Genomic DNA, 25,971 nt, shown 5'->3' with positions numbered 1-25,971 from the left:
TATTAAATAAGAAGATGCTGAATTACTCTTCCGGATTGATCACTTCAATTCCCTGCAATATTCCATCCGCCGAACGGATCAATACCAGCTCGCTCCCGGCGTGCAGATCGGCGACCGAGCCGTTGACCCAGCGCACCTGCGGATTGAGTGGCACTGTGCCCAGGGTGGCCAACGTGAGCTGCCGTTCATCGAAGGATTGCAGGCGATCTTGCGCCCGCTGCCAGGGCTGATTGGCCAGCGGGGCTCTGGCGGCCAGCAGCTCAATGCGGGTGGCAACGCCATCGGCCACCAGCAGGGCGAGCTGGTCGCCGGGTTTGAGTGGCTGCGGCCAAATATCCCCCTGCCGCCAGACGGCGGCACTGCCCTGCTCCACCTCGGCACCCTGAAATTGCAGGCGGATGCCGTCGCTGTGCTCAAGCTCCACCAGCCACAATTCGTCGGCTCCCGCCTGCGCCGCCCAGAGCGGCACACCCAGCATCCATGCACACCACTTTCTCGATTGTTCCATCTTCGTTCGTCCCTGAACAAAAAGCCCATGCTGGACAAGCATGGGCTTCATTCGGGAGCATTTCTAATCGGAACGCAGAGATCGGATCAGTCATCCTCACGGCAACGGCTCAGGCGCATGCCGTCAAATTTGCATTCCAGCTCGAGCCAGCGCCCTTCAAACGGCGCCAGACTGTTATCCGAAGTGGTGTAGCCCCAGATCCGCCCCCCTTCGACCGGCCCCTCCAGATCCATCTCGTCCTTGTCATCTTCGTCGAGGGCTTCGACCTTGCGTACATAGCGCACGCCGTTCTCCACCACCCCCTTCATCTCGACCCAGGTACCGCCGAGATCATCCTCGTTGAGCCAATCCTTGAAGCGGGTCTGGTCGTCGATCACGAACGGCATGCCGTTGACCATCAACTGGCCAAGCTGCCAGGTAGTGCGGCCGGTCAGTTTGAATTCGGTCGCCTGTGCGGTGCCAATTGGCAACAATATCAGCAGCAGAAGGGCGCAGAGAGACTTCTTCATCAGGGATCCTCGGGGTTACACTGGCAAACAGGATGCCGAATCCGGTGTGAAAAGAGCGTGAAACGCTCGCCAACCAGGAGAGCAAAGCATGAAGATTTTGGTAGTGGAAGACAATCCTCAGGTGGCGGAAACCATCATGGATTATCTGGAGCTGGCCGGTCACCGCCTCGATTGTGCCTATCACGGTCAGGCGGCGCTGCAACTGCTGGAGGATCAGCGTTTCGACGTCATCATCATGGATGTGATGATGCCGCGCCTCGATGGCCTCAGCACGGTGGCGCGCCTGCGCGAGCAGGGGATTGCCACTCCCGTGCTGTTTCTCACCGCCCGCGACAGCCTGGAGGACAAGCTGGCAGGCTTCAAGGCGGGAGGGGATGACTATCTGTCAAGCCATTCGCCATGGAGGAACTGGAGGTGCGACTGCAAGCCCTCAGCCTGCGTGGCCCGCGCGGCGATGTGGGGGCCATCAGCTTTGGCGATCTGACGGTCGATGTCGCCAGCGGCCGCGCCACCCGCGCCGGTGAGCCCCTCAAGCTCGGCAAGATCCCGTTCCGGATCCTCGCCCTGCTGGCCCGCCGCGCCCCCGCCATCGTCAGCCGTCAGGAGGTGCTCGACACCGTCTGGGGGGATGAGGAGCCCGACTCCGATGCCCTGCGCAGCCACATCTACGCCCTGCGCAACGCGCTCGACAAGCCCTTCCCCACTCCGATGCTGGAGACCCTCCACGGCCAGGGCTACCGACTGGTGAGCGCATGAGCCTGCCGAGCCTGCGTCGCCGCCTGATCATGGCGCTCGGCGGCGCCGGGGTGGTGCTGCTGATCCTGCTCTCCGGCTTGATGCTGGTGGCCGAGGACAAGATGGAAGAGCTGAGCCTGCGCCACTGGCTGGAAGCCGAAGTGACCCGCTACAGCGATGACTGGCTGCGACTCGGCCCGGCGGCCGCCGCCCCGAGCCCCAGACAGTTCTCCAGCTACTGGACCGAGGCGGGACGCCTGCCGAAGTGGCTGAAGCCCTACCAGACACCCGGCTTTTTCGAGCATCAGCTGGGCAAGGAGGACAAACACTTTCTGGTGGCCCGTCACCCCTCCGGCGAGGGACTGCTCTATCTGGTCTTCAATGACGACGCCGATGACTACCTGGATCCCTACGAAGACAAGCTGCATCTGGCGACCCGGCTGATCGGGGTGACCCTGCTGCTGGGCTGCCTCGGCTTCGGCATCTGGCTGGTGCGCCATATCACGGGGCCGCTGCAACGGCTGCAACAGAGGGTCGCCCACCTCACCCCGGATCAAGCGGATTTCGAACCCGATGCCCCCTGGCAGGAGCTGCGGGACATCGAGCTGGCGCTGCTGGCCGGCAAGCAGGAGGTGAGCGCCGTATTCGCTCGCGAGCAGGAGTTCAGTCGCTTCGCCAGCCACGAGCTGCGCACCCCCAACATGGTGATCCAGGGCTCGGCCGCGCTGCTTGGCAAGGTGACAGATCTGCCCGCACCGGCCGCCCGCGCCACCACCCGCATCCGCGCCGCCGCCGACGAGATGGCACTGCTCACCGAGACCTTCCTGCTGCTGGGCCGCAAGGAGGCAGTGGAGCGACCGCTGCAGCAGGTGACCCCGCTGATCCGTCAGGAGCTGGCCCGCCTCGCTCCGCTGTTGCAGCGGGAGGCCCTCGATATCCGGCTTAATCTGGACGAGAGCAGCGAAGTCAACGCCCCCCTCTCCCTGCTCGCCATTGCCCTCGGCAACCTGCTGAAAAATGCCCTGAGCTATGCCGAGGGACATATCGACATCGAGCTGTGTGGCCCGGTGCTCACCATCAGCAACCCGACGGCAGCGGCGCCGGATCAGATCCTCGGCTACGGCTGTGGCCTCACCATCATCCAGCGCATCTGCGAGAAACTCGGTTGGCAGATCGACACCCGGCTCGAGGATGGCGTATTTAGCGCCCGGCTGGCGATGATCACTGCCGAACAGTTCCCTCTCCCTTTGGGAGAGGGTTAGGGTGAGGGAACTTCGGCACCAGCCAGATAGCAACAAGGCGCCCGAGGGCGCCCTGTTTCTATCTGACAGATGCAAGCCTGAGGCTCACTCCGCCGGTTTGTTCTTGCGGCTCGCCTTGAGTTCGAGGAACTCGATGATCTTGCCGGCCACATCCTTGCCGGAGGCGGCTTCCACCCCTTGCAGGCCGGGGGAGGAGTTGACCTCCAGCACCAGCGGGCCACGGGCGCTGCGCAAGATATCCACCCCCGCCACATCCAGCCCCATGATCTTGGCGGCCTGCACCGCGGTGGCGCGCTCTTCCGGGGTGATCTTGATCGCCTCGGCGGTACCGCCACGGTGCAGGTTGGAGCGAAACTCTCCCGGCTGGGCCTGACGGCGCATGGCGGCCACCACCTTGCCGTTGACCACCAGACAGCGGATATCGGCGCCATTGGCCTCGCGGATATACTCCTGCACCAGAATGTTGTTGTTGGTCTGGATAAAGGCCTCGATCACGCTCTCGGCGGCCTTCTGAGTCTCGCAGAGCACCACGCCAATCCCCTGGGTACCCTCCAGCAGCTTCACCACCAGCGGCGCCCCGCCCACCATGGTGATGAGGTCGGGCACGTCGTGGGTGCTGTGGGCATAGCCGGTGATGGGCAGGCCGATGCCATGGCGGGAGAGCAGCTGCATCGCCCGCAGCTTGTCGCGGGAACGGCTGATGGCCACCGAGCTGTTGAGGGCCATGGTGTTCATCATCTCGAACTGGCGTAGCACGGCGGTGCCGTAGGCGGTAATGCTGGCCCCGATCCGCGGGATCACGGCGTCATAGCTTCCCAGCTCCCCACCCTCGTAGTGAATGGAGGGGTTGTGGGAAGCGATATTCATATAGCAGCGCAGGGTGTCGAGCACCTCTACCTGATGACCGCGCGCCTGCGCCACCTCGACCAGACGGCGGGTGGAGTAGTTTTTCGGCTCACGGGATAAAATGGCGATCTTCATGACAATTCCGCTAGAAGGCTGTGCCTGGGCAGGATGGGGCGGGAGAGTATAAGGTGCCACAGCGCCAAGACAACGCCAATTGTTTATCCTGACAACAAGACAAACCACACCAAACCGCACGCTACCACATCACTGTGACCAACAGGTTAAACGGCGGCTCTGCGCAGGTTGTTCAACCCATGCAAGGATGCCGCCGTTTCTCGTTAAAGATCAACCGATGTCACGCGGGAGTCAGTTCAGGTTTGGCCCCAACCAGCGCTCGGCCTCGGCCAGCGTCATCCCCTTGCGGGCGGCGTAATCTTCCACCTGATCGTGCTGGATCTGCGCCACCGCGAAGTATTTGCTCTCGGGGTGGGAGAAGTACCAGCCCGATACCGCCGCCCCCGGCCACATGGCGTAGGATTCGGTGAGCTGCATGCCGATGGCCTGCTCCACCTCCAGCAGTTCCCAGATGCTTCCCTTCTCGGTGTGCTCCGGGCAGGCCGGATAACCGGGGGCCGGGCGGATGCCCTGATAGTTTTCGCGGATCAGCTCCTCGTTGCTGAGGGCCTCGTCGGGAGCATAACCCCAATGTACCTTGCGCACCTGCTCGTGCAGGTACTCGGCAAACGCCTCGGCCAGACGGTCGCACACCGCCTGAATAAGGATGGCGTTGTAGTCATCGTGCTGCGCCTTGTAGGCCTTGGCGATAGCCTCCTCACCGATGCCGCCGGTCACCGCGAAGGCGCCGATCCAGTCCGGTTTGCCGCTCTCTTTCGGTGCCACATAGTCCGCCAGACAGTAGTTGGGGAAGCCCTGCTTCTCGCTCTGCTGGCGCAGGTGGTGCAACACCTTGATGACCTCGGTGCGGGACTCGTCGCTGTAGACCTCGATGCTGTCCCCTACCGAGTTGGCCGGGAACAGGCCGACCACCCCGGCGCAGCGCACGCTCTGATCCTTTTCCAGCTGGTCCAGCATGGCGTTGGCATCGGCAAACAACCTGGTTGCCTCCTCGCCGATAATCTCGTCCTCAAGGATGCGCGGATACTTGCCTGCCAGCTCCCAACTCAGGAAGAACGGCGTCCAGTCGATGTAGGGGCGCAGTACCGAAATGGGCACATCTTCGAACTTCTGCACCCCGAGCTCGCGGGGCTTGGGTGGCTGGTAGCCAACCCAATCCAGCTGATGCCGGTTGGCGCGGGCATGGGCCAGACTGACCGGGCGGGAGCGCGGCTGCTTGCGGGCATGCTGATCCCGGGCAATCTCGTACTCCTTGTCGATGCGGGCGACAAATGCCTCCTTGAGATCCGGGCTGAGCAGGCTCTGGGCCACCCCTACCGCGCGGGAGGCGTTGGAGACATAGACCACTGGCTCCGAGTAGTTCTGCTCGATCTTCACCGCAGTGTGCGCCTTGGAGGTAGTGGCACCGCCGATCAGCAGCGGCAGCTTGAAGCCCTGACGCTCCATCTCCTTGGCCACGTGCACCATCTCGTCCAGCGACGGGGTGATGAGACCCGACAACCCGATGATATCGGCGCCGACCTCCCGCGCAGTCTTGAGAATGGTCTCGCAGGAGACCATGACCCCGAGGTCGACAATCTCGAAGTTGTTGCACTGCAGCACTACCCCGACGATGTTCTTGCCGATGTCGTGCACGTCCCCTTTCACGGTCGCCAGCACGATTTTGCCATTGCTGGAGCCGCCCGATTTTTCCGCCTCGATATAGGGCTGCAGATAGGCCACAGCCCGCTTCATCACCCGCGCCGATTTCACCACCTGCGGCAGGAACATCTTGCCCGCCCCGAACAGGTCGCCGACCACGTTCATGCCATCCATCAGCGGCCCTTCGATGACATGCAGCGGCTTCTCGGCACCAGCGCGTGCCTCTTCGGTATCCTCTTCGATAAAGTCGGTGATCCCCTTGACCAGTGCGTGCTCCAGCCGCTTGCCCACCGGCCAGCTGCGCCACTCCTGATCCCGCGGGTCCTCCGCCTGGGCACCGGCACCGCGATACTTCTCTGCGATGGCCAGCAGCTCTTCGGTGGCGTTGTCATTTAGGTTGAGCACCACCGCCTCGACCTTCTCTTTCAGCTCCGCCGGAATGTCTTCATAGATGGCGAGCTGACCGGCGTTGACGATCCCCATGTCCATGCCGTTCTTGATGGCGTGGTAGAGGAAGACGGCGTGAATGGCTTCGCGCACCGGCTCGTTGCCGCGAAACGAAAACGAGACGTTGGAGACGCCGCCGGAGATCATGGCGTGGGGCAGGTGCGTTTTGATGTCCTTCACCGCCTCGATGAAGTCCACCGCGTAGTTGTTGTGCTCATCGATGCCGGTCGCTACCGCGAAGATATTGGGGTCGAAGATGATGTCTTCCGGCGGGAAACCGACCTGATCCACCAGGATCCGGTAGGCACGCTGGCAGATCTCGAACTTGCGGGCGCGGGTGTCGGCCTGCCCCGCTTCATCGAACGCCATCACGATGACGGCGGCGCCGTAGCGACGCAGCAATCTGGCCTGCTGGATGAACTTCTCCTCCCCCTCTTTCATGGAGATGGAGTTGACCACCGGCTTGCCCTGCACGCATTTGAGGCCCGCTTCCAGCACCTCCCACTTGGAGGAGTCGATCATCACCGGCACCCGGGCGATATCGGGCTCACCGGCGATAAGATTCAGGAAGCGCACCATGGCCGCTTCGGCGTCCAGCATCCCCTCATCCATGTTGATGTCGATGATCTGGGCACCGTTCTCCACCTGCTGCTTGGCAACATCGAGCGCCTCGTCGTAGAGCCCCTCCTTGATCAGCCGCTTGAACTTGGCTGAACCGGTAACGTTGGTGCGCTCACCCACGTTCACGAACATGGATTCAGGGGTGATGATCAGCGGCTCGAGACCCGACAGGCGGCAGGCCACCGGCAGCTCGGGCAGCACACGCGGCTTGATGCCCGCCACGGCGTCCGCCATGGCGCGGATATGGGTCGGGGTGGTACCGCAGCAACCGCCGACCATGTTGAGAAAGCCGCTTTGGGCCCACTCGCGGATATGCTCCGCCATCTCGACGGCATCGAGGTCGTACTCACCGAACGCATTGGGCAGACCGGCGTTGGGGTGGGCGCTGACGCAGGATTCGCTGATGCGCGACAGCTCTTCCACATACTGGCGCAGCTCGTCTGGCCCGAGCGCACAGTTGAGACCGAACGAGACCGGTTTGACGTGGCGCAGCGAATGGTAGAAGGCTTCGGTGGTCTGGCCGGAGAGGGTACGACCGGAGGCATCGGTAATGGTACCGGAGATCATCACCGGCAGGCTGTAGCCCAGCGCCTCGAACACCCCTTCCACCGCGAAGGCGGCAGCCTTGGCGTTGAGGGTATCGAAGATGGTCTCGATCAGGATGATGTCGGCGCCGCCCTCGATCAGGGCATGGGTCGATTCGGTGTAGGCGGCCACCAGCTGGTCATAGGTGACGTTACGCTTGCCGGGATCGTTCACATCCGGCGAGATGGAGGCGGTACGGTTGGTAGGGCCCAACACCCCTGCTACGAAGCGCGGCTTGGCGGGATCTTTTGCCGTCCACTCGTCTGCCACGGCGCGGGCCAGACGGGCGGCTTCCCGGTTGATCTCGGCGGAAAACTCTTCCATCTCGTAATCGGCCATGGCGATGCGAGTGGCGTTGAAGGTGTTGGTCTCGAGAATGTCGGCCCCGGCAGCGCAATACTGCTCGTGGATCTCGCGGATCACCGCCGGACGGGTCAGCACCAGCAGATCGTTGTTGCCCTTGATGTCGGTATGCCAGTCGGCAAACCGCTCACCCCGATAATCCGCCTCCCCGAGTTTGTAGCCCTGGATCATGGTGCCCATGGCCCCGTCGATGATCAGGATCCGCTCCCTGAGGCAGGCTTCCAGCTTCTTTGTTACGTCCGACTGCTTGCTCGGCTCTCTGCTCGACATTACGTTCGACACCGCGTGTTCCTCTTACATCCATGCAACTGCGTAAACAGCATCCTAACAGCAAACAAATAAAATGGAAATCTAGCCGTCTATCAGTCCAAATGCGCCACCATATACTCATTTATGGGTAATGAGTAACATAGGGCCCGAGAGTAACCTATGCCCGTCCTGCATAGGGATACGTGCTTGCTGTCTACCAACGAGAAAAAAATAACTATGAGCGTCTACTACACACTCTGTTTTCTGGCAGCGTTGGCGATTTTTATCGCCTTTGCCAACCAGTATGTTGTGAAGATCCAGACCACCATCGCCATTACTGCGGGCTCCATGCTGATCTCCGCACTGCTGGTGCTGTTTGGCAAACTGGGCTGGTTCAACCTGGAACCTCTTGCCGTCAAGACCATGGAGAGCATCGACTTCCAGAACTTCCTGCTGAAGGGGATTCTGGGCTTCCTGCTGTTCGCCGGTGGCCTTGGCATCAACCTCAAGGCGCTGCGTAGCCAGAAGTGGGAGATCACCATTCTGGCCATCATTGCCACCCTGCTCTCCACCTTCCTCATCGGCTACGGCTTCTGGTTTATCGCCAAGCTGCTGGGCTGGGAGTTGCCGCTGGTCTACTGCATGCTGTTCGGCGCGCTGATCTCCCCCACTGACCCGATTGCCGTACTGGCCATCGTCAAGAAGATGAAAGCGCCACCCCAGATCGCCATCCAGATCGAAGGGGAATCCCTGTTCAACGACGGTGTTGGCCTCGTCATCTTCGCTACCGTGTTTGCCGTCGCCTTTGGCGGTGTCGAGCCCACCTTCGGTAGCGTAGCCGGTCTGTTCCTGCACGAAGCCCTCGGCGGCATCCTGTTCGGCGCCGTGCTGGGCCTCATCGCCCACGTGATGATCAGCGCCACAGATGACGGTTCATTGGAGCTGCTGCTGACCCTCTGCATCCCGACCGCCGGTTTCGCTTTTGCCAACATGATCGGCGTCTCCGGCGCACTGGCCATGGTGGTCACCGGCATCATGATCGGCAACTGGACCCGTCACTCCGGCTTCTCAGAGCAGAGCAGCCATCACCTGGATCACTTCTGGGAGTTGATGGACCAGTTCCTCAACGCCCTGCTGTTCCTGCTGATCGGTCTGGCGTTGGTACTGCTGGATCTCGCCTGGCGTGACTGGATCCTGCTGGTCATTGCGGTGCCGCTCTGCCTGGGCGCCCGCTTTATCAGCGTGTCGCTGCCCTATGTGGCTTTCCGCCGATTCCGCAATTACAACACCTTCTCGGTGCGGATCCTCACCTGGGGTGGCCTGCGCGGTGGTCTGGCCATGGCGATGGCACTGGCACTCCCCTCCGGCGTCATGATGATCCCGGAACACGGCGTTGACCTGCGTCAGGTCATCCTGGTGATGACCTACTCGGTGGTTATGTTCTCCATCGTGGTGCAAGGCATGACCATCACCCCGATGATCACGGCTGCCAAGAAGGCCTGTGGCGACTACTGAGTCGGCCCACTGTGCTGATTGCAGAATGAGAGAGGGCTCCCGTCGGGAGCCCTCTTTTTATGGCGGATAGTTGCGAATATTTGCTGCTGATAGCGCCTTGATTACACAGAGGAAAAGCGTACTGACCTAAACATCGGCAAATTATTGTTTGCTTTTTATTCATTTCGAGGAGAGAATGCGCGCCGGCTAGTTAATCAGCCCTGTTTATGTTTGCCCTGCAATGCTTCACCTCACGATGAATCCTGCCAGTACCCGCATAACCTTCTTCTGATTTACTCGCCTTGAGAACCGTCAGGCTGTCTGCCTGCGTTGCCCGGCTCTCACGGTGCAGACCCGATCTGCCCACCCAATTTGATTTATGCATCAGCATATTCCTTGAAAGTGCAGACGCCCTTTAACCGGGCTGGGTATTCCTGCGCGCTTGTCGTTCACCCAATCGACCGCGCCCATTGACCTGACATTTGCCAATACAAGGAGCAAACACCTAATTTATATAGAGAAATACCATGATGAAAGCAGTACAAACACACAAGCCCCTGCGTCGCAGCAAACCCATCAACCTGCCTGTGCAAGAGCACGACAATGATGCGTTTCTGATCCAGTTCAGCACCCGCTTCAGCGGCGGTTTCGCCATCTCCTGTGATGGTATCGCTGGCGAGTTCTCCATCGAAGACCTCAACTGATCCTGCCTGCCCTCCGGCAGCGCCCGATGCAGACAGGCCGCAACTCACGGCGGCCTCTTTGCTTCTCTCTCACGCCTTTAGCCAGACCCGGGCTCTTGCTTGTCACTCAGCCTGACAGCCACCTCGCCATTCGCTTTCCCGCTCTCTGACCTTGATCACTGCTCCAGCAGCAGGCACTCATCAGCATCTTCGCTCAACTTGACCAGTCGACTGCGCACCAGCCCCAGCTTGGCCAACAGGCCGATGGATCGCTCGTTGCCCGGAGTGACGATGGCAACTACCTGCCCGATCCCCAACCGGCTTTTGCCATCGGCAAGGGCAGCCTGCGCCGCTTCAATGGCGTAGCCCTGACCGCGATATTGCGGCAGGAAGGCGTAACCGATATCGACCTGCTCCAGGGTATCGCGCTTGATCAAACCGCAGATACCGAGGCTGAAACCGTCCTCCTTGCGCTCCACCAGATAGAGTCCGTGACCATAGCGGGCATAGCTGACCGCCGGTCCCTGCTGGATATACTCCTGCGCCTGTTCGAGGGTGCGAATGCCCCGATCACCGATGTAACGATAAAAGTCGCCGTCATTGAGCAGCTCAAGGATGAAGGGGGCGTCGGTGGCGATCATTTCGCGCAGGATCAGACGGGAGGAGGCAATCATGGCAAGGGCTCTCAAACAAAAAGTGAAGGGCAAAGAGTGCCCCGTCACTCCCGGGCTGGCAAGCCTGTGGCACCATCGGCCATGAAAAAGGGGCCGCGTTGGCCCCTGATGAGATGGGATAAACGGGCTCAGGCAGCCAGCAACCCAGCGTAGCCATTACCCTGCTCGCGCAGCGCAGTGAACTGGGCGGCGCAATCGGCCCAGCTCAACCCCAGCGCATCTGCCACCTTGTGGGGCCACTCGGGTGGCGCCTCTTCCCCCACATCGGATTGCGCAGCCAGCACGATCGCCAGATGGATCAACCCGGCCTCGGCGGAGAACTCCTTGGCCAGCATGGGGTTGTAGTGATACTCCACCGCATTGCTGATGGTCTCGGGGAACTTCCAGTAGCGTGCCATGGCCGCCCCGACCTGGGCATAGTTGAAGCCGACCACCAGCTCTTCCGCCTTGGCCCGTCCCTTGTGCAACTCCAGATCGTGGATGTGATGGACGGTGTTTTCCGGCAGCCCCACATGCATCACCAGTCGGCCAAGATCGTAGAGCAGGGCGCAGGTAAAGACCTCATCCCCCTTCATCCCCTTCTTCACCGCCAGACGACGGGCCAGCTCCGCCACATTGAAGACGCAGCCCCAGAAATGTTTGAGGTCAATGCCGGGCACCGCAGTGACCGATTCGGTGAGCCCGCAGGCCAGCACCATGTTGCGCACCATCGCCAACCCCAGCCGCACCGCGGCTTCATTGACGGTGCCGATCTGACGACTGCTGCCGAACTTGGCCGAGTTGGCCAGACGCAGCAACTTGGCGGAGATGACAGGGTCCTTGTTGATCAACTTGCTGATCTTGAGCAGATCCGGATCCTTTTCATTGAAGGTCTGGATCAAATCGCGCATCACTTCCGGGATCTGGGGCAGTAGCTTGGGCTCGGCCAGCAGGGAATCTATCGTGGGCATAGGCGTGTCCATCCATGTTATCTGTGTTCCAACCTGTTTGCCTTGGCAAACTCTTCCTAATTATGGGTAACAAATGGCCTCCCCATCGGATTGTTTATTCGCTGGTCATTCAAGGTGTTAGTCACATTCAGGCTATACTGGCCGCCACATTCACTGTTGCGGATATCCCATGAACGACACTCAGGAATTTTTTGATGAAGACGCGCTGCTGGAGATGGTGGAGAACCAGCTCAACGACGGTCACCCGCCCCATGTGAAGGCGACCCTGATGCGGCTGGTAATGAAGGGCACCCCGCGAGAAGAGGCGCTGCAATATATCGCCTGCGCCCTCGGTGCCGAGCTGATGGCGATGGAGGCCGATCAGGGCCCCTTCAATCTGACCCGTTACGGCGAGTTCCTCGACAGCCTGCCCGAGATGCCGTGGGCAGACGACTGACCCGAGCTGGATGACGGATGCAAAAAGGGCGGGTGCCAATGGCCCCGCCCTTTTGCATGGATCCACTCCGGATCAGAACTGGGAGTTGATGATCACCTCTTCCCCCAGCGCCCCTGCCAACGGCAGTGGCCGATAGCTGGAGTTGGCGGCCCGCAGCAGACGAATGCCGCGAATGCCGACCTCCTGCGCCGCCTTGATATCCCCATCGGCGTCGCCGTAGAAGAGCTTCATCTGCTTATCCTTGAGCCACTGCACCTTGGTGTTCTGACCCGGCTGATCACCGGCGAAGATCACCGGATTGAGCTGGTCGGCCGGAATATTCATGGTCTGCTGCAAGGTCTGGCTCACTGTTTCGGTCTTGGTGGCCGAGCGGCCGGTGACGAAATAGATGTGGTCACCACGCTTGAGATGCATGGCGATGAGCGCCTTGCCCACCTCTTTCGGCATGCTGAACGCATCCCAGCCGTTATTCATCTTCTCCCAGAAGGCGGGGTTCTTCAGATAGCTCTCGTCGTTGGGCGAGAACTCCTGTTTGCCGCGATAAAAACCCGGGCTGGAGAAGAGCAGGGTATCGTCGATATCAAACCCGACCGCCATCGGGGGCAGGCCATCCAGACTCTTGGCAATCTGCTCCACTGATACCCAGTGGATCGGTGCCTGCTGGGCCAGAGTGACGGTGGTGACACCGGCAGGGATCGGCTGAACGGTAGCGGCTTGACCCGCCACGGCAGGCAGAGAGAGGGCCGCAGCCAGCAAGGAGGCAAGCAGCGCCGGACGAGAGATGTGTTTCATAAGGCAGGTTGTCATCTTCAATCAAAAGAGGGGGCCAATAGTGCCCCCATCCCGCCTCTCAAATCTGTGAATGCTCCTGCAAAAAGGGAGCATTTGACGCCCGATAATTAATCTTTGATTGGCAGCAGATCGGTAAAGACAACGCCGTCGCGCAGCACTGTTTCACCGACCCGAATGCCGAGCGGACGGGAGAACATGGGGCCATCATAGGCCAGGGTGTGAAACTCGCCGTTCTCGCCGCACGGATCGACCCCCTCCGGCAACACCGCCAGCAGTGCCTCGTCAAAGTCATGGCCACCCAGGCTGGCATCCAGCTTGTTCGGGTCGAGAGCACTGATCCGCGCCTTCAACCCAGCGGCCACCATCTGCGGCGCCAGTTCACGGGTATTGCTGCCCCAGAGCGGGAATAGTGGTTCGATGCCGGTGCCTGCCAGCTGCTTTTCACGGTAGGCGCGCACATCCTCAAGGAACAAGTCGCCAAAGGCCATATGGCGGATCCCTTGTGCCACCACATCGGCGATAAAGCCGGTCATGATGCGGGCGTAATCCTCGTTGCTGCAGGGCCAGGGCAGATCGATGGTGATGAGAGGCAGCCCGACGCAGGCGGCCTGCTCGGTCAACAGCTGCTTGCGCACCCCGTGCATCGCCACCCGCTCGAATGCCTGATTGAGGGTGGTAAACAGCCCCACCACCTCAATGACGGGATCTTGCCGCAACTGATGCAGTGCCCATGCGCAATCCTTGCCGCTGCTCCAGGAGAGCAGTACCCGTTTCTTTTCCATCATTCCTCCGCCAGCGGGGCACTCGGATTGCCCCAAAAAGATGCAAGACAGTGTTGCGAATTGCGCGATTTACACACAAGAGGCAGGCAGCATACTCTCGATCACCTGTATATGCCCCTTGCACGGGGTGACAATAACTAAAAAAACCGATGGGAAACATACGGATATGACCACGACCACACAACAACACGATCACGCCCGCCCCCTCAATCGACAGGATTACAAAACCCTGAGTCTGGCTGCCCTCGGCGGCGCGCTGGAGTTTTACGACTTCATCATCTTCGTCTTCTTCGCCGTGGTCATCGGCGAGCTGTTCTTCCCGGCAGATATTCCCGAGTGGCTGCGCCAGTTCCAGACCTTCGGCATCTTCGCCGCCGGTTATCTGGCCCGCCCACTCGGCGGCATCATCATGGCCCACTTTGGCGATCTCATCGGTCGCAAGCGGATGTTCACCCTCAGCATCATCATGATGGCGCTGCCCACCTTGCTAATCGGTCTGTTGCCGACTTATGCGGTGCTTGGCATCGGCGCCCCCATCGCCCTGCTGGGACTGCGGATCCTGCAAGGCGCCGCTATCGGCGGTGAAGTGCCGGGCGCCTGGGTGTTTGTCGCCGAGCACGTTCCTGCCCGTCGGGTAGGGGTCGCCTGCGGCACGCTCACGGCGGGATTGACGGCTGGCATCCTGCTTGGCTCCCTCATCGCCACTGCGGTCAACAAGAGCCTGACCCCGGCCGAAGTGAGTGACTGGGGCTGGCGAGTGCCCTTCCTGCTCGGCGGTATCTTCGGCATCGTCGCCATGTACCTGCGTCGCTGGTTGCACGAGACCCCGGTCTTCGCCGAGATGAAAGCCAACAAGACCCTGGCTGACGAGCTCCCCCTCAAGTCGGTGCTGCGCAACCACAAGAGCAGCGTGGTGGTCTCCATGCTGCTCACCTGGCTGCTCTCCGCCGGTATCGTGGTGGTGATCCTGATGACCCCCACCTATCTGCAGAAGGTCTACGGCATCAGCCCGGCGGACGCTCTGACCGCCAACTCGCTGGCCATCGTGGCCCTGACCCTCGGCTGCATCGTCTATGGTCGACTGATCGACCTGCTGGGCAGCGGTCTCACCTTCATGCTCGGCTCCCTGCTGCTGGCGGGCTCCAGCTACGCCTTCTATCACGGTCTGGCGGCCGGTACGAGCCAGCTGTGCCGCTCTACATGCTGGCAGGCTTTGCGGTCGGGATTGTCGGCGCCGTGCCTTACGTGATGGTCAACGCCTTCCCGCCGGTGGTGCGCTTCTCCGGTCTGTCGTTCTCCTACAACGTGGCCTACGCCATCTTCGGCGGCCTCACCCCGATGGCGGTGACCCTCTGGATGAAGAGCGACATGCTGGCCCCCTCCCACTATGTGGTGAGTCTGTCAGTGCTGGGTTTCGCCATCGGTCTCTGGCTCTGGTTCCAGCAACGGGCCATCCGGCAGCAGCAAGCGCCGCAAGCGGCCTGACCCGAACAACAAGCCCCGGTATCTGCCGGGGCTTTTTTGTACTGCTTATGTTCAGTTTCGCCAGCATAAGATAGCCTCCCTCTGGGGCCTGCCACCCGCATCGCCCCATGGCTCCCAACTCTTTATCCGAGGCTCAAGATGTTCTTTCAGGTCGTATTACTCACCTTGCTGGCGCTGCTGCCCATGGTCAACCCGCCCACCACGGCCACCCTGCTGCTGGGACTGAGCAAGGGGATGTCGCGCGAACACGTGCGCCGTCAGGTCAATCTGGCTGCCATCTATCTGTTCTGCACCCTCTGCATCACCTTCTTTATCGGATCCTCGATCCTGGATCTGTTCGGGATCTCCATTCCGGGCTTGCGCCTGGCCGGTGGCCTCATCATCGGCTTTATCGGCTTTCGCATGCTGTTCCCCGCCCCCAGCCAGCAGAGCGGGGTCGATATAAACCAGAGCATTGCCTTCGTACCGCTCACCATGCCCAGCATGTGCGGGCCGGGCACCATGGCGCTGGTAATAAGCGGGGCAGCCCAGATTGCCGAGCTGCCTGACGAGTACAACCGTCTCACCATCTACGCCGGTGTGGTAACGGCGTTTGCCCTGATGAGCCTGATCAGCTGGGGAGTATTGAAGCTGGCGGACCCGGTCTGCAAGATCCTGGGCGCCACCGGCATCGATGCCATGACCCGCATCATGGGCTTCCTGCTGGTCTGCATGGGTATGCAGTTTTGCATCAATGGCATCAAGGAAGTGGCACAGGATCCGGTATTCCACGGCGGCCAGACCGTGCAAACCGCACCGGCGCTACCAAAGGCTTCCGGCACGTTTGATCAGTTGCCGCAGAAGCCCACCGGCTCTGATTGAAAACGGTATCAAAAAGTCCCTGACGATCTGCACTGATCTTGTCCCTGATCATGTTATTGACACACAAATGAGTTAGTTTGTTTTTCATACAGACTTTATTCAGATGGACGCTGATAGGTTTGTTGATGAATACCCACTCAACTTCAGGAGAGTATGCAGATGGACAAGATGCTGACCGAAATAGGGAGCCATAGCCTGTTTCACGAGTACCTGAACGTGGTTGGGATTGCGAGCCCATCCCTCGCCAAGATCGAGCAACGCTGGGAATATAAAGATCAAGAGCAGCTGGTTGCCAAAATCCAGATCGACAAACAGGGTAACGCTCGCTATTTCATCGACGCCCGCGCCATATCCGTCAACTGATACCGAATAACCCGCCAGCCCCGGTCCAACGACCGGGGCTTTTTGTTGCCTGTGGTTCCCTGAATAGCAAAACCCCGGCAAGAGCCGGGGTTTGAATGCATCGGGTTACGCCGCTGCGCGGCTAACCCAACCTACGACGTGCCACCCACGGTGAGCTGGTCCAGTTTGAGGGTGGGCTGGCCGACACCGACCGGCACGCTCTGCCCCTCCTTGCCGCAGATGCCAACCCCGCGATCCAGCGCAAGATCGCTACCCACCATGGAGACCTGGCTCATCGCTTCGGGGCCGTTACCGATCAGGGTCGCGCCCTTGATGGGAGCGGTGATCTTGCCATCCTCGATGAGGTAAGCCTCGGAGGCGGAGAAGACAAACTTGCCGGAGGTGATGTCCACCTGGCCGCCGCCGAAGTTGGGGGCATAAATGCCCTTCTTCACCGAGGCGATGATCTCCGCCGGATCGTACTGACCCGCCAGCATGTATGTGTTGGTCATGCGCGGCATCGGCATGGCGGCGTAGGATTCGCGGCGACCGTTGCCGGTGAGCGGCACCCCCATCAGGCGAGCGTTCTGCTTGTCCTGCAAGTAACCCTTTAGGATGCCGTTCTCGATCAGCACGTTGTAGCCACCCGGTGTGCCCTCGTCATCGATGGAGACGGAGCCGCGCCGACCCGGCAGGGTGCCATCATCGACGATGGTACAGTGCTTGGAGGCCACCTGCTCGCCGATGCGGCCAGCAAATGCGGAAGATCCCTTGCGGTTGAAATCCCCCTCCAGACCGTGGCCCACCGCCTCGTGCAGCAGCACGCCAGGCCAGCCGGAGCCCAGCACCACCGGCATGGTACCGGCTGGCGCGTCGATGGCTTCCAGATTGACCAGCGCCTGACGCACAGCTTCACGCACATAGCCAAAGGCGCGGCTCTCCAGCCCGTCCAGTTCGAGGAACCAGTCGTAACCAAAGCGGCCACCGCCACCGGCACTGCCACGCTCGCGGCGATCGCCCTTCTCGGCGATCACGGTCACCGACAGACGCACCAGCGGACGCACATCGGCGGCCAGGGTGCCGTCGGTGGCGGCCACCAGCACCTCTTCGTAGACGCCGCTGATGGAGGCCATCACCTGATTGATTGCGGGATCCAGACTTCTGGCGAACTTGTCCATCTGCTCCAGCAGGGCGATCTTCTGATGCTTGTCGAGGGTCTGCAGCGGATCCATGGCCGGATAGAGCAGGTTCGCTTCGGTGCGCGCCCACGCCTTCACCTTGCCGTGAGCACCGGCTGCGGCGATGCCGCGAGCGGCAGTCACCGACTGTTGCAGCGCCAGCAGGCTCAGCTCGTCCGAGTAGGCGAAGCCAGTCTTCTCGCCGCTGACGGCGCGCACCCCGACCCCCTGATCGATGTTGTAGCTGCCATCCTTGACGATGCCATCTTCCAGCATCCAGGACTCGTGCCAGCTGCGCTGGAAATAGAGATCGCCGAACTCCACCTGATGGCTCATCAGGCTGCCGAGCAGCTGCTGCAGGCGCCCTTCGTCGAGATCGTTCGGGGCCAACAGGGAGGCACTAACCTGGCTCAATAGACTCAATCTTCTTCTCCACTCTCGTAACGAGCTGTTTTAAATCGTCTTGCCGACGGGTTGGCGACAAGCCACACCATCACAACAAACGGGCATGCTCCAGCACAGGCAAACGGCTGCGTTTCAATTTTTCACCACACCATCAGAGCAAACGGGCGTGTTGCAGCACTGGCATGGTGCGATGCAATTCGTCGATAAATCCGGGCTCCATCTTCGCCAGCACTGTGCCGCGCCCGCACTCTTTGCTCGCCAGCACCCGACCCCAGGGGTCGATCACCATGCTGTGGCCCCAGGTCTGGCGCCCCGTTTCGTGAGTGCCGCCCTGATTGGCCGCGACTACGTAGCACTGGTTTTCGATGGCGCGGGCCCGCAGCAGCGGCTCCCAGTGCGCCTCGCCGGTCACGGCGGTAAAGGCGGCAGGCACCAGCAGCACGCGGGCACCGGCTCGGGCCAACTGGCGGTAGAGCTCGGGAAAGCGCAGATCATAACAGATCGAGAGGCCGAGGGGACCAAAGGGAGAGTCCACCAACACAGGCTCCTCCCCCGGGCTGAAGGTCTCCGACTCACGGTAGCGACCGTGATTGTCCGCCACATCCACGTCGAACAGGTGGATCTTGTGGTAGTGGCCCCTGAGCTCACCGCTGGGGTCAAACACCAGCGAGCTGGTGTGGATATGGTCGGAACCTGCGATGGTGGTCGGCATTCTTGTCGGCATAGCCCCGGCCACCAGCCAGATGCCGTAATCTCGTGCCCATTCGGCCAGCTGCTGCTGGATCGGGCCCTCACCTATGGTCTCGGCCCCATCCAGATAACCCTGCCGTTCGCCAAACAGGGCAAAGTTCTCCGGCAACAGCACCAGCAGCGGCCGCTCTTTGGGCAAGGCCGCCAGTTCAGCGGCGATCTGCTCCCGGTTATCCTGCCAGTGACGGCCAGATACTAGCTGTATTGCGGCTAACCACATGACGTTCTCCTTGTCCGCATTAATCGCGATCCATAATATTCGGGTCTTTATCCATTTCTGCCAGCAACTTGCGAAGATGATGCCTGACCAATCCCCGCTGCCCCCGCTCCGCCCATTTGAGGCAATCGAACAACTCCCACACCAGCCCATCCCCTTCGGCCATATAGGCAGGAAAGTCCCAATGGCTTGGGGCAGGGCCAGAAACCTCAAGCGCACCAAGGGAGGAAGTTTTATCGAACAGTGGCAAATAAGGTTTGGCAAGGGGGAACTCAGCCCCCCGATCAAGGATGTGGATCTCGATGCTGGTCATGTCGAGGAATATGAAGCGCCAGTATGAACAGACCTCTTCATGTCTTCCTTGCCAGCAGTGAAAGATGGGCCGATCCCCCACAATGGTGCGCACCAGTTCGTCTCCCTGCTTATGGAAGCCCGGCTCGGCCAGCAGCAAGAGATCGACATCTGATACCCTGTCTGCCTTGCCCTTGGCGAGCGACCCAACTACTACCCCAGCATCAATCGCAGGATGGGCTGCGCCATGTTTCATAACTGATTCCAGCAGTGCGCGCTGCAGTGGCGGGATGGCAGACCAGCGCTCATCCTTCATCATGACGAAACCCCGACAGCAACCGCATCCCCCGCCTGCAGGGTGTAATCCAGCACTATGATGCGCGCCAGCACCGGACGGAAGATGGTCTTGAGGGCATCGTGATCAGGATGGGGCAGATAGCGCTGGCGGGCCGCTTCGTCGGCGAAGGTCATCAGCACACTATGAGTAAACCCCTCGGCCCGCCCCTCTGGGCTGTCATCCCGACCCCACTCCACGGCGGTCACGCCGCTGACCTGATGGGGAATGGCGAGAAAGGCGGTACGCACCGCATCTATCCGGGCAGGCTGGGTGCCCGGCTTGAAGGCGATCAGCAGGATATGTCGGATCATGGCTCACTCCTTGTGATGGTGCCGGGCCGCTCGTTCAACGCTGAGCTGGCCCCGCGTGTTTGGGGCTCAGCAGGAAAGGGGTCACCTCTTGGGTAGGCAGGCCGGGGGCAACGGCGTCAACCGCCTCTTTCTGCTGCTGGTTGAGCTTGATGCGCGCACGATCTCGCCCCGCCTCGATCAGCTTGGGTGCGTCTAGCGGGCCCGAGATGCGAAAATCGATGCGGGTCACCACATCCACTACCGGCTCCAGCAGTTTGGAGAGGGCCAGCACATAGAGACCCGTGACCGGCGTGATGGAGAAAGCGGCCACCACCGGCAGGGTGCCCCCCAGATTGGGGGAAAAACTCAGCTCATAGTCGAGCCGCCAGTGCACCAGATCGGCGATCCCCTCGCCGCGCAGGTTGCCTGCCGCCCCCTTCATATAGAAATCATCGTTGCTGACCTGCCCCTGCTTGATGGTGGCAGAGGCAGACATGGATTCGAAGTAGAAGCCCTTGTCGAACACATCGCGAAAATCGAGCCGCAGCTTGCGCAGCAGGGAGTCGAGGCTGAGCAGGGAGAGCAGCCGCGCTCCCTTGTCGTTGACCTCCCGCAGGGTGCCACCCTCCAGCTGATAGTTGGCACTTCCCCCCAGAGTCGGCAGGCTCGGGCGATAGGGCACATCCTGCCAGTTCAGATCAAAAGCGAGGGAGCCGGGGGCATCGCCGATGGGCGAGGTGTAGCCGAGCCGCTTGAGCAGCAGCTCGCTGTTGTTGCTGGTCAGCTTGCCACGGGTGCGGGTCTCCATCCGGTTGCCATCGGCCAGCCAGTCGACGCTGCCGGTGAGCTGACTCCCCGCCAGCCGCACATCCAGCCCCTTGAGGGTCACCTTGTTGGCGCCGGGCACCAGCTCCCCTTTCACTTCACCAAGAGGTAGCTCGCCAAAGCGGCAATCGACACAACTCACCTTCAACCAGGGGATGGATGCCATGATGGCGTTGTCCTGTTTGGCATCGGGGTCCGGGCTGAGATCCGAACTCTTGCCGGACCAGTAGATGCGGGCAAACTTGGCATCCACCGGGCGATTGGCCACTGCGGGCAGGCGGATCACCCCCATCACATCGGGGCTGTCGATCATCACTTCGGTCGCCTGATTGGTCGGCCCCACGGTGAAACGCGCCGCCTTGAGGGTGGCACTGCCGATATAGGCGCGAGCCAGCTGTCCATCCACCCACCACTCCTGCGGCAGGAAGGCGGGGCCGACCACCGCATTGCCGGTCTGGTTCTGCGCTGGCAACCACTGCTTGAGTCTGGCCAGCCAGCCGCCGACATCGGCCTCCTGCTGGTTGATGGCGAGCAGCATGGGGGCATCGCGCATTACCCGGGCGCCCGGCTGGCCCACATCAACTCGCACCCGGCTGAGATAAGGTACCCCTTCGCCGTAGACCAGTCGGGTCTGCATATCCACATCAGCCCCCAGTACGGCACGAATGTCGGCGCTGCCATCCCGGCCACGGGCGATCACCTTGAGCGGTAGCCGGCTGGCACTGCTCTTGGCCAGCGGCAGCGGCAGATCCAGCCCCATCCCCTGCAGGTTGGAGTCGAGCGCCAGCTGGAAACTAAATGGCTTGCTGTCGGGCAGGGTCAACCCGAGCTTGCCGCCCCAGTTACTGCGGCCGTTGAGAATGCCGAATGAAGAGATGGCGGCGGGCTGGCGGCGGCTATCCCACTGCCCCTTGAAATCGAGGTCGACCTGATAGTGATCCGGATGCTGGCGCCCCTGATAATCGAGGGTCAGCGGCTGGTTCCACAGGCTCGCCTTGAGGTTGCTGAAACGGGTCTGTTCGTTGTCATATTCGAGGCGCCCCTGCACCTTCTCCAGCGGCAGATCCAGACTGGCGACCCGCACCTTGTTGTTGCTGAAGGTGGCATCGCCGCTCGCCTTCACCTCGCGCTCGCCATCGAGAGGAATGTCGAGCTTGACCGATCCTGCCATCGGGCCGCGGATCTCGATCTCCCGCAGCGCCTGACCTACCGAACTGCCCAGCGGAGAGTCCTGCAGGTAGTCGCTGATGGCCTTGCCCTCTCCCTGCACCTTGGCATCCACATAGAGGTGGGCGCCGGGGGAGAGATCCGGGATCCAGGCATGCACCGAGTCGGAGCTCGCCTTGCCGAGTTTGGTGGATCGGCTGCGCATATCGAGACCGGCATTCTGGAACAAGAGATCGATCTGCAGGTCGGTAAGCGGTTGCCAACCGGGGAAAAATTCGTAGGTGGCCTGCTCCAGCGGCACCGCTACCTGGAAGATGCCCTTGCCGTTGTCGTAGGGGAAATCCCGAAACTCCCCATACCAGAGCAGGTCGGCCCCCTTGGCCTTGCCCCCCTTGATGGCGCCGCTCAGGTAATCCACCAGCCCCTTGTCCATCGCCTGCAGCGGGAAGTAGCGATCCGCATGGCCCGCATTCTTCACATCGATGCGACCGGTCAGGGCGAGGAAAGGGTGCTCGAACAGATCGAGGCGGAAACGGCTGGACAGGGTCAGATCCGGGTTATCCAGCGCAATATCCTGACCGTAGAGCACCCAGCCCTGTTCCTCGCGCCACCAGTCGAGGCGGGCCGAGAAGTTGTCGACCGAGATCGGCATCTTGAAGTGACGGGCGGGATCCACCTTGTCGTTCGCCAGCGCCAGTCTGGCGCTACCACCGCTCGGGGTAAGCCAGAACTCGCCGTTGAGATCCTGCATCCCGGGTATATCCTGCCACGCCTTGAGGTGCACCTTGCTGAAGCGGCCACTGAGGGAGAGATCCTGCCAATCGGCATTGGCCAGCAGCGTCAGCTCCTGCACCGAACCCTGCGGATTGGTCTGGCGCAGGGTCTCGCAGAGTGTGGGGTAGAGCGCCGAGACCAGCTGACTGATCTGGGTGATCTTGTCGAACTCTATGCTGGGCAGATAGCCCTGCACCCGATCCCCGATCCGCTCCAGCTGCAAGCGGCTCTGCAACCAGGGCTTGCCATCCAGCTTGAAGGTGACGTTATGGCTCGCCAGTTGCCAGTCGGTGCCCTCACGGCGCAGCTGGATCTTGCCGCCATCGAGGCCGAAGCGGTGCATATCCCCTTTCTTGGGATCCTTCCAGATCAGGTAATTGTTGCCAAACGCCAGCAGGGTATTGCCCAGCTTGCCGCTGTCAAACTCGCTCCAGAGCTGGAAGTCGAGCTGACCGGCAACCTTGGGTTCGCCCGCATGGATTTTGGCCTGGGTCGGGGTGATATCGAGCTGGCGGGCCCCCAGATAGAGTTGCCCCTTGAGGCGATCGAGCCGGGCAGTCGGGGCGTCCACATCCAGAATCAGATCGAGGGTGCTCTCGCCCACCCCGTTGATGAGGTAAGCCTTGCCGACCCCCTGATGGCGCTTGCCACGGTTCTGCCAGCGCAGTTGGGCGATGTCGAGGGCGCGCAGATCACCGAGGGAGGTGGTGACGCTGAGACGGGTGTTGTGCACATCGAAGGTAGAAAGCTGGGTCAGCAGAAAGCGCAGCAGGGCGCCCTGCTGGGGATCGCCGGAGGGGCTCTCGTCAGCCGGTTGGCGCAAGTCGATGGTGATATCGCCATCGCTCAGGATCAGCTCGCCAAACACCGGCTTTAGCTCGTTAATGGTGCGCCAGAAGTCGAGATGCACCCAGGCTTTGCCGAGCTGTACGGCAAAACGCCCCGAATCCGGGGCGATGGCGAGTTGTTGCAGTTCGAGGGCGGGCCCGGACTGTGTCCAGTCCAGCCCCACTTGCTCCACGCTGACCTTGAGTTGTGAATCACCCAGCAGAGTGTGGATCAGACTCTCCCGGTATTGATTCAGCAAAGGGCCCCCGACCCGTACCAGGGTGACCAGCATGGCCATCAGTACGAACAGGACCCCCAGGGCCAACCAGCCCCGACTCAGCCAGCGATAGACCAATTACATCATCACCACGTCGAACTGCTCCTGACCACAGAGGGGTTCGCTCACTACCCGCACCTGCTTGCCGATGAACACTTCCAGCTCCGCCAGACTGTGGGACTCCTCGCCATGGAGGTAGTCGGCCACGGCCGGGGCTGCGTAGACGGTGAACTGATCCGCATCATAGGCACGATTGACCCGAATGATCTCCCGCAGGATCTCGAAGCAGACCGACTCCACCGTCTTGACCCGGCCGCGTCCCTTGCACTCGGGGCACTCGGAGCAGAGCACATGCTCCAGACTCTCGCGGGTGCGCTTGCGGGTCATCTCCACCAGACCAAGCTGGGAGAAGCCATTGACGTTGGTCTTGGCGCGATCCTTTGAGAGCGCCTGCTCCAGGCTGTGCAGCACCCGACGGCGGTGATCTTCCGACTGCATGTCGATGAAGTCGATGATGATGATGCCGCCAAGGTTGCGCAGGCGCAGATGACGGGCGATGGCCGCCGTCGCCTCGACGTTGGTGTTGAAGATGGTCTCTTCCAGATTGCGATGACCGACAAAGGCGCCGGTGTTGATATCCACCGTGGTCATGGCTTCGGTCTGGTCGATGATGAGGTAGCCGCCGGATTTCAGCTCCACCTTGCGCTCCAGCGCCCGCTGGATCTCGTTCTCCACGTCGTAGAGATCGAAGATCGGCGACTCGCCGGGGTAGTACTCCAGCTTGCTGGCCAGCTCAGGCACGTACTCTTCGGTGAAGCGCTTGAGCTGATCGAAGCTCTGGCGCGAGTCGACGCGGATCTTGTCGAGCTCGGCACCGACGAAGTCGCGCACTACACGGAATGCCAGACTGGGATCTTCGTAGAGGATCTTGCAGGGGGGATACTTCTGCTTGCGCTCGAGGATCTTGCGCCACAGACGCTTCAGGAAGGCAGCATCCTGCTCCAGCTCCTGCTCCCCCACTCCTTCGGCAGCGGTGCGGATGATGTAGCCACCCAGCTCGTCCACATAACCGGCCACGGTGCGCTTGAGGCGCTCCCGCTCTGCTTCGGACTCGATACGTTGGGAGACACCGACGTGGGCGCTGCCCGGCATAAAGACCAGATAGCGGGATGGCAGGGTGATGTCGGTGGTGAGACGGGCCCCCTTGGTGCCCAGCGGATCTTTCACCACCTGCACCATGATGTCCTGCCCCTGACGCACCAGCTCGGCGATGTTGCCGACCTGGAACTGCTCCTTCTCCTTCACCGCCACACACTCGGTGTGAGGGACGATATCAGAGGCGTGCAAAAAGGCCGCCTTGTCCATACCGATATCGACGAAGGCTGCCTGCATGCCCGGGAGCACCCGGCTGATCTTGCCTTTGTAGATATTGCCGACAATGCCGCGTTTGGCCTGACGTTCTACATGCACTTCCTGCAGCAGACCGTTTTCGACCAGAGCGACCCGGGTTTCGGAGGGGGTAACGTTAACCAGCAGTTCTACCGACATAAGTAACCTTGCCTGTTCCAGTTTTGAATTCTATAGAGCCAATCCGGTACAACGCGCGCAAGGGAGAAACGCAGCAGAGCACAGCTGACGGGAAATTATTTGAGCTGTTCCAGATGATGCTTGATCAGCAAATCTGTCTCCAGCAGGGGCAGGCCGACCACGGCGCTATAGCTCCCTTCGATGCGGCTGACAAACTTGCCGGCAATACCCTGAATGCCATACGCCCCGGCCTTGTCACAGGGCTCACCGGTCTGCCAGTAGGCCTCGATCTCGGCCTCGTCCAGCTTGCGAAACGCCACGTTGGTGGTGACCAGACGCACGTCACAACGATCCTTGCTGGCCAGCGCTACCGCCGTCATCACCTGATGCACCTTGCCGGAGAGGGACTCCAGCATATCTTTGGCATCCAGCAGATCGGACGGTTTCTCCAGTACCCGGTCGCCCAGCACCACTATGGTGTCGGCACCCAGCACCGGCAACGCCGTCGGCGCACACGCCACGCCCGCCATCGCCTTGTCACGGGCGAGGCGGCAGACGTAATCCTGCGCCTTTTCCCCCTCTTCCCGCTGCTCGGGCACATCCAGTTTCAGCACCTCGAAGCGGTAGCCAATCTGGGTCAGCAGTTCACGGCGACGGGGAGAAGCCGAGGCGAGATAGAGTTGTGGTTCGTTGTTTTTGTTCATA

The 25,971-nt window shown here is 61.1% G+C and carries 21 protein-coding genes and 2 pseudogenes; 8 read left to right on the top strand and 15 right to left on the bottom strand.

The window, feature by feature from the left end:
- Positions 1-22: 22 nt before the first annotated feature.
- Positions 23-508: a hypothetical protein gene (locus tag ACTG2B_RS02185; RefSeq protein WP_439995117.1), complete on the bottom strand. Its 486-nt coding sequence runs from the start codon at positions 506-508 to the stop codon at positions 23-25.
- Positions 509-594: 86 nt separating this feature from the next.
- Complete coding sequence (locus tag ACTG2B_RS02180; protein WP_439995116.1) at positions 595-1,017, bottom strand: hypothetical protein; 423 nt, start codon at positions 1,015-1,017, stop codon at positions 595-597.
- 88 nt (positions 1,018-1,105) lie between these two features.
- On the opposite strand from ACTG2B_RS02180, the pseudogene ACTG2B_RS02175 reads away from it, so the two are divergent.
- Positions 1,106-1,773: pseudogene (locus ACTG2B_RS02175) on the top strand (response regulator transcription factor).
- A complete protein-coding gene (locus ACTG2B_RS02170; protein ID WP_043822633.1) occupies positions 1,770-3,014 on the top strand; it encodes a sensor histidine kinase in 1,245 nt (414 codons plus the stop codon). The pseudogene ACTG2B_RS02175 and the gene ACTG2B_RS02170 overlap by 4 nt, the downstream one beginning before the upstream one ends.
- Before the next feature lie 84 nt (positions 3,015-3,098).
- Here the strand turns inward: ACTG2B_RS02170 and rimK are convergent, their stop codons facing one another.
- Together rimK and metH are read right to left on the bottom strand one after the other, a co-directional pair.
- Positions 3,099-3,995 (bottom strand): 30S ribosomal protein S6--L-glutamate ligase, encoded by an 897-nt coding sequence (gene rimK / locus ACTG2B_RS02165; protein WP_005340088.1) that lies wholly within the window; start codon positions 3,993-3,995, stop codon positions 3,099-3,101.
- A gap of 231 nt (positions 3,996-4,226) precedes the next feature.
- Positions 4,227-7,922 (bottom strand): methionine synthase, encoded by a 3,696-nt coding sequence (gene metH, locus ACTG2B_RS02160; RefSeq protein WP_439996900.1) that lies wholly within the window; start codon positions 7,920-7,922, stop codon positions 4,227-4,229.
- A gap of 216 nt (positions 7,923-8,138) precedes the next feature.
- On the opposite strand from metH, the gene ACTG2B_RS02155 reads away from it, so the two are divergent.
- Together ACTG2B_RS02155 and ACTG2B_RS02150 are read left to right on the top strand one after the other, a co-directional pair.
- On the top strand, positions 8,139-9,416 hold the full coding sequence (locus ACTG2B_RS02155) for a cation:proton antiporter (RefSeq protein ID WP_021231596.1): 1,278 nt from the start codon (positions 8,139-8,141) through the stop codon (positions 9,414-9,416).
- Positions 9,417-9,922: 506 nt separating this feature from the next.
- Positions 9,923-10,099, top strand: a complete 177-nt coding sequence (locus ACTG2B_RS02150; protein ID WP_005340085.1) for a hypothetical protein — start codon at positions 9,923-9,925, stop codon at positions 10,097-10,099.
- A 155-nt stretch (positions 10,100-10,254) separates the two neighbouring features.
- Here ACTG2B_RS02150 and ACTG2B_RS02145 read toward each other — a convergent pair whose 3' ends face one another.
- Positions 10,255-10,752 (bottom strand): GNAT family N-acetyltransferase, encoded by a 498-nt coding sequence (locus ACTG2B_RS02145; RefSeq protein WP_421268998.1) that lies wholly within the window; start codon positions 10,750-10,752, stop codon positions 10,255-10,257.
- Positions 10,753-10,880: 128 nt separating this feature from the next.
- Complete coding sequence (locus tag ACTG2B_RS02140) at positions 10,881-11,702, bottom strand: HDOD domain-containing protein (RefSeq protein WP_005357745.1); 822 nt, start codon at positions 11,700-11,702, stop codon at positions 10,881-10,883.
- Between the two features lie 169 nt (positions 11,703-11,871).
- On the opposite strand from ACTG2B_RS02140, the gene ACTG2B_RS02135 reads away from it, so the two are divergent.
- On the top strand, positions 11,872-12,138 hold the full coding sequence (locus ACTG2B_RS02135) for a hypothetical protein (protein WP_005348674.1): 267 nt from the start codon (positions 11,872-11,874) through the stop codon (positions 12,136-12,138).
- 72 nt (positions 12,139-12,210) lie between these two features.
- Here ACTG2B_RS02135 and aphA read toward each other — a convergent pair whose 3' ends face one another.
- Complete coding sequence (gene aphA / locus ACTG2B_RS02130) at positions 12,211-12,930, bottom strand: acid phosphatase AphA (RefSeq protein ID WP_005342927.1); 720 nt, start codon at positions 12,928-12,930, stop codon at positions 12,211-12,213.
- A 107-nt stretch (positions 12,931-13,037) separates the two neighbouring features.
- Positions 13,038-13,712: an ATP-binding protein gene (locus ACTG2B_RS02125; protein ID WP_439995115.1), complete on the bottom strand. Its 675-nt coding sequence runs from the start codon at positions 13,710-13,712 to the stop codon at positions 13,038-13,040.
- Between the two features lie 166 nt (positions 13,713-13,878).
- Here ACTG2B_RS02125 and ACTG2B_RS02120 point away from each other — a divergent pair.
- From ACTG2B_RS02120 to ACTG2B_RS02110, 3 genes and pseudogenes are all read left to right on the top strand, one after another.
- A pseudogene (locus ACTG2B_RS02120) lies at positions 13,879-15,197 on the top strand (MFS transporter).
- Positions 15,198-15,335: 138 nt separating this feature from the next.
- Complete coding sequence (locus tag ACTG2B_RS02115) at positions 15,336-16,058, top strand: MarC family NAAT transporter (protein WP_005348656.1); 723 nt, start codon at positions 15,336-15,338, stop codon at positions 16,056-16,058.
- Positions 16,059-16,217: 159 nt separating this feature from the next.
- Entirely contained in the window at positions 16,218-16,421 is a 204-nt protein-coding gene (locus ACTG2B_RS02110) for a hypothetical protein (RefSeq protein WP_005340062.1), read from the top strand.
- A 131-nt stretch (positions 16,422-16,552) separates the two neighbouring features.
- On the opposite strand, the gene tldD is transcribed toward ACTG2B_RS02110, so the two are convergent.
- The 7 genes from tldD to ACTG2B_RS02075 form a co-directional block, all read right to left on the bottom strand.
- Positions 16,553-18,001 carry a metalloprotease TldD gene (gene tldD, locus ACTG2B_RS02105; RefSeq protein ID WP_026035085.1) on the bottom strand — a complete coding sequence of 483 codons (1,449 nt, stop codon included), beginning with the start codon at positions 17,999-18,001 and terminating at the stop codon, positions 16,553-16,555.
- A 133-nt stretch (positions 18,002-18,134) separates the two neighbouring features.
- Positions 18,135-18,953, bottom strand: coding sequence for a carbon-nitrogen hydrolase family protein (locus tag ACTG2B_RS02100; RefSeq protein ID WP_439995114.1), 819 nt, complete (start codon positions 18,951-18,953; stop codon positions 18,135-18,137).
- A 19-nt stretch (positions 18,954-18,972) separates the two neighbouring features.
- Entirely contained in the window at positions 18,973-19,560 is a 588-nt protein-coding gene (locus tag ACTG2B_RS02095) for a nucleotidyltransferase domain-containing protein (RefSeq protein ID WP_236317231.1), read from the bottom strand.
- Positions 19,557-19,889 carry a Dabb family protein gene (locus ACTG2B_RS02090; protein WP_236317230.1) on the bottom strand — a complete coding sequence of 111 codons (333 nt, stop codon included), beginning with the start codon at positions 19,887-19,889 and terminating at the stop codon, positions 19,557-19,559. The genes ACTG2B_RS02095 and ACTG2B_RS02090 overlap by 4 nt, the downstream gene beginning before the upstream one ends.
- A 34-nt stretch (positions 19,890-19,923) precedes the next feature.
- Positions 19,924-23,817, bottom strand: coding sequence for a YhdP family protein (locus tag ACTG2B_RS02085; protein WP_439995113.1), 3,894 nt, complete (start codon positions 23,815-23,817; stop codon positions 19,924-19,926).
- Positions 23,818-25,287: a ribonuclease G gene (gene rng, locus ACTG2B_RS02080; RefSeq protein ID WP_005340056.1), complete on the bottom strand. Its 1,470-nt coding sequence runs from the start codon at positions 25,285-25,287 to the stop codon at positions 23,818-23,820. It abuts the gene before it with no gap.
- A gap of 95 nt (positions 25,288-25,382) precedes the next feature.
- Positions 25,383-25,970 carry a Maf family protein gene (locus ACTG2B_RS02075; RefSeq protein WP_005340055.1) on the bottom strand — a complete coding sequence of 196 codons (588 nt, stop codon included), beginning with the start codon at positions 25,968-25,970 and terminating at the stop codon, positions 25,383-25,385.
- Position 25,971: the final 1 nt, after the last annotated feature.

This window comes from Aeromonas sp. 30P, from assembly GCF_051919805.1.
Classification (GTDB): domain Bacteria; phylum Pseudomonadota; class Gammaproteobacteria; order Enterobacterales; family Aeromonadaceae; genus Aeromonas; species Aeromonas veronii.
Note: the sequence above shows the minus strand (reverse complement) of the source record. Positions and strands in the feature narration are given on the sequence as shown.

Bases quoted from the DNA above. Each gene is read 5' to 3' on its own strand.
- ACTG2B_RS02185 (WP_439995117.1), bottom strand. From the start codon at position 508: ATGGAACAATCGAGAAAGTGGTGTGCATGGATGCTGGGTGTGCCGCTC.
- ACTG2B_RS02180 (WP_439995116.1), bottom strand. From the start codon at position 1,017: ATGAAGAAGTCTCTCTGCGCCCTTCTGCTGCTGATATTGTTGCCAATT.
- ACTG2B_RS02170 (WP_043822633.1), top strand. From the start codon at position 1,770: ATGAGCCTGCCGAGCCTGCGTCGCCGCCTGATCATGGCGCTCGGCGGC.
- rimK (WP_005340088.1), bottom strand. From the start codon at position 3,995: ATGAAGATCGCCATTTTATCCCGTGAGCCGAAAAACTACTCCACCCGC.
- metH (WP_439996900.1), bottom strand. From the start codon at position 7,922: ATGTCGAGCAGAGAGCCGAGCAAGCAGTCGGACGTAACAAAGAAGCTG.
- ACTG2B_RS02155 (WP_021231596.1), top strand. From the start codon at position 8,139: ATGAGCGTCTACTACACACTCTGTTTTCTGGCAGCGTTGGCGATTTTT.
- ACTG2B_RS02150 (WP_005340085.1), top strand. From the start codon at position 9,923: ATGATGAAAGCAGTACAAACACACAAGCCCCTGCGTCGCAGCAAACCC.
- ACTG2B_RS02145 (WP_421268998.1), bottom strand. From the start codon at position 10,752: ATGATTGCCTCCTCCCGTCTGATCCTGCGCGAAATGATCGCCACCGAC.
- ACTG2B_RS02140 (WP_005357745.1), bottom strand. From the start codon at position 11,702: ATGCCCACGATAGATTCCCTGCTGGCCGAGCCCAAGCTACTGCCCCAG.
- ACTG2B_RS02135 (WP_005348674.1), top strand. From the start codon at position 11,872: ATGAACGACACTCAGGAATTTTTTGATGAAGACGCGCTGCTGGAGATG.
- aphA (WP_005342927.1), bottom strand. From the start codon at position 12,930: ATGAAACACATCTCTCGTCCGGCGCTGCTTGCCTCCTTGCTGGCTGCG.
- ACTG2B_RS02125 (WP_439995115.1), bottom strand. From the start codon at position 13,712: ATGGAAAAGAAACGGGTACTGCTCTCCTGGAGCAGCGGCAAGGATTGC.
- ACTG2B_RS02115 (WP_005348656.1), top strand. From the start codon at position 15,336: ATGTTCTTTCAGGTCGTATTACTCACCTTGCTGGCGCTGCTGCCCATG.
- ACTG2B_RS02110 (WP_005340062.1), top strand. From the start codon at position 16,218: ATGGACAAGATGCTGACCGAAATAGGGAGCCATAGCCTGTTTCACGAG.
- ACTG2B_RS02100 (WP_439995114.1), bottom strand. From the start codon at position 18,953: ATGTGGTTAGCCGCAATACAGCTAGTATCTGGCCGTCACTGGCAGGAT.
- ACTG2B_RS02095 (WP_236317231.1), bottom strand. From the start codon at position 19,560: ATGATGAAGGATGAGCGCTGGTCTGCCATCCCGCCACTGCAGCGCGCA.
- ACTG2B_RS02090 (WP_236317230.1), bottom strand. From the start codon at position 19,889: ATGATCCGACATATCCTGCTGATCGCCTTCAAGCCGGGCACCCAGCCT.
- rng (WP_005340056.1), bottom strand. From the start codon at position 25,287: ATGTCGGTAGAACTGCTGGTTAACGTTACCCCCTCCGAAACCCGGGTC.
- ACTG2B_RS02075 (WP_005340055.1), bottom strand. From the start codon at position 25,970: ATGAACAAAAACAACGAACCACAACTCTATCTCGCCTCGGCTTCTCCC.